Origin of the sequence: Rahnella perminowiae (assembly GCF_019049755.1) — a bacterium.
Lineage (GTDB): Bacteria > Pseudomonadota > Gammaproteobacteria > Enterobacterales > Enterobacteriaceae > Rahnella > Rahnella perminowiae.
This window is the reverse complement of sequence record NZ_JAFMOS010000354.1, coordinates 1-5726: the sequence shown is the minus strand read 5'-3', so window position 1 is coordinate 5726 and position 5726 is coordinate 1. Positions and strand designations below refer to the sequence as shown.

Sequence of the window (5726 nt, the reverse complement as noted above, 5' to 3'; positions counted from 1 at the left end):
CCATCCCAACCCTCCCCTTCGCAGGGGAGGGAGCAGATCGGCGCTTTTCACTCCTCCCTTGCGAAGGGGGGGACTGGGGAGAGGGTTTAGCAACGAACTCCGGGCAACAGGAAAACATCATGACGCATTTTTTATCTCACTTCAGGCCACTGGTTTTCCTGCTTGGTTGCCTTCCGCTTCTGGCCGTGGCGGGGGCGGCGAATGACTTTGCTGCCGCCAGCCGCAGCCAGCAGGCCACGTTATTACAGCAATGGGCGGCCGATCCGCAGCCGGAAAGACTGCCCCTGCTCGAAGCACTGAAGCAGGAAAACGTCGTCACCGACGAAGCGAAACATGCGTTTGTGCAAAAGGGTGATCAGCTGGCACCGCTGGAAGGTGACGTGAAGCCGCAGGGCGAAGTCAAAAAAGTCTGGCTGAATAACCGTCTGCGTATCCTGATTGCCAATGCGCTTTCCGCACACCGTCTGGTGAGCACAGACAGCGCCGTCCGGTTGCAGGCCGCCAAATCTCTGCAACGCGAAGCGCAGGCCGATCAGTTGTCGCTGCTGACCCGTCGTCTTGAGCTGGAAAAGGACAGCACGGTGCACGACGCCCTTTCCATCGCGCTGGCGAATTTACAGCTGGCCGATACCCGTCCGCAGGTGCGCCTGAAGGCCGTTGAACTGCTCGGCACGTCGGGCGATCCGGACACGCAAGGCCGTCTGCAAAGCCTGACGGATCCGAAAACCGAGCCTGACGCTACGGTGCGCAACGCCGCGCTCGCCAGCCTGAAAGCGGTGCAGCATCGCCTGATGATTGGCGATTTGCTCGGGCAGGCGTTTACCGGTTTGTCGCTCGGCTCGATTCTGCTGCTGGCTGCGCTCGGTCTGGCGATCACTTACGGTTTGCTGGGCGTGATTAACATGGCGCACGGCGAAATGTTAATGATCGGCTCCTATTCGACCTATATGGTGCAGTCGCTGTTTCAGCACTACGCGCCGGGTCTGCTGGCGCTGTATCCGCTGGTCGCGCTGCCGGTGGCCTTTTTCATTACCGCCGGGATTGGCATGGCGCTGGAGCGCACCGTCATCCGCCATTTATACGGACGCCCTCTGGAAACCTTGCTGGCAACCTGGGGCATCAGCCTGATCCTCATCCAGGGCGTGCGCATGCTGTTTGGCGCGCAAAACGTCGAAGTGGCGAACCCCGGCTGGCTCTCCGGCGGCATTCAGTTGCTGCCAAATCTGGTGCTGCCGTACAACCGCATCGCGGTAATCATCTTCGTATTGCTGGTGCTCGGCCTGACCTGGTTGCTGCTCAATAAAACCCGGCTGGGCATGAACGTACGCGCCGTGACGCAAAACCGCGCCATGGCAGCCTGCTGCGGCGTACCGACCGGACGCGTCGATATGCTGGCGTTCGGCCTTGGTTCCGGCATTGCCGGTTTAGGCGGCGTGGCATTATCGCAGCTCAGCAATGTCGGCCCGGAACTCGGCCAGGGCTATATCATCGACTCCTTCTTAGTCGTGGTGCTTGGCGGTGTCGGACAACTGGCCGGTACCGTGGTGGCGGCTTTTGGGCTGGGCATCGTGAACAAAATTCTTGAGCCGGAGATCGGCGCGGTATTGGGGAAAATCCTGATCCTCGCGCTGATTATCCTGTTTATTCAGAAACGTCCTCAGGGACTCTTCGCCTTCAAAGGCAGGGTGATTGACTGATGAGCCAGCCTCTGACGATTACCGGCGTACAAAAAGCGCCAAAGATTGCGATTTCGGTGGGCACGCTGGTGCTTATCGGTCTGATTGTGATGCCGTTTCTGGCGCTGTTGCCCGCCAGTAATCCGCTGGCGATCTCCACCTATACGCTGACATTGATCGGCAAGATCCTCTGCTACGCGATCGTGGCGATCGCGCTCGATCTGGTCTGGGGTTACGCCGGTTTGCTGTCGCTCGGCCACGGGTTATTTTTCGCCCTTGGCGGTTATGCGATGGGCATGTATTTAATGCGGCAGGCCGCAGGCAGCGGACTGCCGGATTTTATGTCGTTTCTGTCGTGGACGGAGCTGCCGTGGTTCTGGGCGGGTACCCAGCATTTTGCGTGGGCGTTGTGTCTGATCGTACTGGTGCCCGGCGCGCTGGCGTTTGTTTTCGGTTATTTCGCCTTCCGCTCAAAAATCAAAGGTGTCTATTTTTCGATCATGACGCAGGCGCTGACTTACGCCGGTATGTTGCTGTTTTTCCGCAATGAAACCGGCTTCGGCGGCAATAACGGTTTCACCGGTTTCACCACCCTGCTCGGCTTTCCGGTTACCGCTACCGGTACCCGCGTGGGATTATTTTTAGCCACGGTTATGGTGCTGGTCGCCAGTCTGGCGCTCGGCTTTGCGCTGGCGCGCAGTAAATATGGCCGCGTGCTGACGGCGGTGCGCGACGCAGAAAACCGGTTGATTTTCTGCGGCTACGATCCGAAAGGCTTCAAGCTGTTCGTCTGGACAATTTCCGCCATGCTATGCGGCCTGGCGGGTGCGCTGTATGTGCCGCAGGTCGGAATTATCAACCCGGGTGAAATGTCGCCGACCAACTCCATCGAAGCGGCTATCTGGGTGGCCCTCGGCGGACGCGGCACGCTGATCGGCCCGATTATTGGCGCAGGCATCGTCAACGGCGCGAAAAGCTGGTTCACCGTCGCCATTCCCGAATACTGGCAATTTGTGCTCGGTGGCATGTTTATTCTGGTGACGCTGTTCCTGCCGCAAGGTGTGATTGGCCTGCTGCGCAAGAGGAAATCCTGATGGATCCGCTCAACATGACCGAAGACCTGTTTACCCGGCCGCAGCTGGCGGACCGGCATCGCGAACAAACTGACCCGATTTTGCAACTGGAAAACATCAACGTCAGTTTTGACGGATTTAAGGCGCTGACCAATTTGTCGCTGAACATCGGCGTCGGTGAATTACGCTGTGTGATCGGCCCGAACGGCGCGGGAAAAACCACGCTGATGGATGTCATCACCGGCAAAACTAAACCGCAAAGCGGCCGCGTTTTTTACGATCAGCGTACCGATCTGACGAAGCTGGATCCGGTGCAGATTGCGCAGTCCGGCATCGGGCGGAAATTCCAGAAACCGACCGTATTTGAAGCACTGACCGTATTCGAAAATCTGGAAATCGCGCAGAAAACCCATAAATCGGTATGGGCCTGTCTGCGTGCCAAAATGAACAGCGAACAGCGTGACCGCATTGATGAAATGCTTGGTACGCTGCGCCTGGCAGCGGAACGCCACCGGCCAGCAGGCCTGCTTTCGCATGGCCAGAAACAGTTTCTGGAAATCGGCATGCTGCTGGTACAGGAGCCGCATCTGTTGCTGCTCGACGAGCCGGCGGCAGGCATGACTGATGCCGAAACCGAATACACCGCCGAGTTGTTCAAACAACTGGCGGGCAGACATTCGCTGATGGTAGTCGAGCACGATATGGGGTTTGTGGAAACCATCGCTGACCACGTCACCGTGCTGCATCAGGGCCAGGTACTGGCTGAAGGCTCGCTGCGTGAAGTGCAGGCCAACGAGCAGGTCATCGACGTGTATTTAGGACGCTGAGGAATCGCATTATGTTGCAGGTAAATGAACTGAATCAGTTTTACGGCGGCAGCCACATTTTGCGCGGCCTGTCTTTCGAGGCAAAAATCGGTGAGGTCACCTGCCTGCTCGGGCGTAATGGTGTCGGGAAAACTACACTGCTCAAGTGCCTGATGGGACTGATTCCGGCGAAGTCCGGCACCATCAGCTGGCAGGATCAGGTGATCAATAACCGCAAACCGCACCAGCGCGTGCAGGCAGGGATCGCTTACGTCCCGCAGGGACGCGAAATTTTTCCGCGCCTGACGGTGGAAGAAAACCTGCTGATGGGATTATCGCGTTTCTCCGGCAGTGCGGCAAAGCAGGTGCCGGATGAAATCTATCACCTGTTCCCGATCCTGCTGGAAATGAAACATCGCCGTGGCGGGGATTTGTCCGGCGGCCAGCAGCAGCAACTGGCAATCGGCCGCGCGCTGGCCTGTAAGCCGGGCCTGCTGATCCTCGACGAACCGACAGAAGGCATTCAGCCATCGGTGATCAAGGAAATCGGCGCAGTGATCAAACAACTCGCCGCCCGGGGTGACATGGCGATCCTGCTGGTTGAACAATTCTATGATTTCGCTGCCGCTCTGGCCGACAGCTATCTGGTGATGTCGCGCGGCAGCATTGTGAAACGCGGTCGCGGGGCAGAAATGGAGGCGGAAGGAGTTCGGGGGCTGGTGGCGATTTAATTTTGTATTTCTGGATATCATGGCAATTATGCCGAAACTATAGATAACAGTCGCCGCTGTGATGACAAGCACCTCTCTGAGCCAGGAGAGACTTTATTGTGCTGTCTCTGGCACCTCCGGTAATAATAGGCCCAGTGAATTCCTTTACTCATAATGAGTGTGGTTCGACTGATGCTCGATATGTATTGCATCAATTGAATAAACGTAAAGACGCTATCGGTGTCTGAAGATCATCATTTAGGAGAGTGAATTCAATGAAACTACGGCTAACTCAGCAAGAGTATTGCAACTTTTCCGGCATCATTACAGAAGTAAATTTCCTAAATGGGGTTTCGGAGAAAGACGTGTCACTACAGCAAGTCTCGGCTGTTCGATCAATAACTGAAGCAATCCTTATACCTAAAAACAATGATGAAACAGAGATGCTGGGTTACACCGCGAAGAACATCGACGCAGCTCTAACAGCAGAAATAAATCCTGTAGAATTTAATCTTGGGCTTGATGAAAGTGTTTTAAGCACACTTAATCAGTCGAATGTTGGGACACTTTCAGTTATGGCTTTTGGAGCTGTTGGCGATGGTGTTACGGACGATTCTTTAGCATTTCAAAGTGCACTTACAGCAGCACATCTGATGGGGGGAGGAAGAGTATTTGTACCTACCCCTGGTGTTGAATATCGGCTTACTTACCCTATTTTTTTATTCAGTAATACAGAGCTCTTTGGTACAGGAGCGAGTTGTCGCATCATCATGGAGAACCCCACCTTAGCGATAAAAGGTCGCGGATGTATCGTTATTGGTTCTAGTAATGAAATCAACCGTGATAAAGCTATAACTGCATACAACGCGGGTACATTCCCATTTGCATCCGTTACAGATAGATCTTTTGTTAACCCGAACCTAGGTGCCTTCTTAAGGGATAATCAACAATTCGTCCAATCGTCGAAATGTTCCGTACATGATTTATATCTTGTTGCACGATATACCGGTTCCAATCTTGATGGCGGCTATGGTGTAAATATGGTAAATAGTCAGTTTTGTTCTGTTTATAATATCTGGGGGGAGGGATGGACTCAGCTTATCGGAATTGGTTCAGACGTCACTCCAGAAACGCCTTCGAACTATGAATGCCATGCTTATAATTTACATGTCATTACTCCTAACCAAAACAAAACTTATTACTCCATTGGATTCATAGCTAATTCTACAGATTGCTCCATTAAATGTGCTAAGCAAATTCAGCCAATGGCGCCTGGTTCTGCTAATGGTTCAGGGGTTGCTACAAATGTAGTTGAAAATATAGAAATTGCAGACATATTCATACCTGATTTAGGTCGAACAATGTCATCTGAAGGTATTCTACTTAATAACGCTAAGAATTGCAGCGTTAAGAACATCCATATTGGCAATGCTATCACTGCGGTTTCCACATATTACACAT

5 protein-coding genes are annotated in these 5726 nt (G+C 53.8%); all 5 read left to right on the top strand.

The annotated features are described in order from the left end of the window. Positions 1–119: 119 nt before the first annotated feature. On the top strand, positions 120–1697 hold the full coding sequence (urtB, locus tag J1785_RS04065) for an urea ABC transporter permease subunit UrtB (RefSeq protein ID WP_217218867.1): 1578 nt from the start codon (positions 120–122) through the stop codon (positions 1695–1697). Continuing rightward, positions 1697–2770, top strand: coding sequence for an urea ABC transporter permease subunit UrtC (gene urtC / locus J1785_RS04060; RefSeq protein ID WP_129953972.1), 1074 nt, complete (start codon positions 1697–1699; stop codon positions 2768–2770). The genes urtB and urtC overlap by 1 nt, the downstream gene beginning before the upstream one ends. Further along, positions 2770–3576 carry an urea ABC transporter ATP-binding protein UrtD gene (gene urtD, locus J1785_RS04055; RefSeq protein ID WP_205951600.1) on the top strand — a complete coding sequence of 269 codons (807 nt, stop codon included), beginning with the start codon at positions 2770–2772 and terminating at the stop codon, positions 3574–3576. The genes urtC and urtD overlap by 1 nt, the downstream gene beginning before the upstream one ends. Before the next feature lie 11 nt (positions 3577–3587). Continuing rightward, a complete protein-coding gene (gene urtE / locus J1785_RS04050; protein WP_129953974.1) occupies positions 3588–4286 on the top strand; it encodes an urea ABC transporter ATP-binding subunit UrtE in 699 nt (232 codons plus the stop codon). Between the two features lie 254 nt (positions 4287–4540). Next, positions 4541–5726: glycosyl hydrolase family 28-related protein (locus tag J1785_RS04045; RefSeq protein WP_217218866.1), on the top strand; the 1186-nt coding region annotated here is incomplete at its 3' end.